Origin of the sequence: Mesorhizobium sp. M8A.F.Ca.ET.208.01.1.1 (assembly GCF_004791315.1) — a bacterium.
GTDB lineage: Bacteria > Pseudomonadota > Alphaproteobacteria > Rhizobiales > Rhizobiaceae > Mesorhizobium.
In genome coordinates this window covers 1-317 of the sequence record NZ_SRUT01000244.1, presented here as the reverse complement: position 1 = coordinate 317, position 317 = coordinate 1, and the positions used below count along the sequence as shown (strand labels likewise).

The 317-nt window shown below is 64.7% G+C and carries 1 pseudogene; it reads left to right on the top strand.

Going from position 1 to position 317, the window contains the following annotated elements:
- Window positions 1–264 (top strand): annotated as a pseudogene (locus EN851_RS35120) (D-xylose ABC transporter ATP-binding protein); the annotation flags it as partial.
- Window positions 265–317: the final 53 nt, after the last annotated feature.

Genomic DNA, 317 nt, shown 5'->3' with positions numbered 1-317 from the left:
TGCGGCACCCCGACCCTCATCCTCGACCAGCCGACACGCGGCGTCGACATCGGCGCGCGGCGCGAGATCTACCAGCTCTTGTGGATGCTGGCGGCGGCTAAGAAGGGCATCATCATGGTGTCGTCCGACCTGCCCGAGCTGATGGGCATGTGCCACCGCATCATCGTCTTTTCCAAGAACAGGATCGTCGGCGAGGTGCCGCGCGCCGAATTCGACCAGGAGCGCATCCTGTCGCTCGCCTATCAGGAGTATGTGCGACCATGAGCGAGACGTCCGAAGCAACCGTGTCGGCGCCAGTTTCCCCCGGCCGGGCGAAA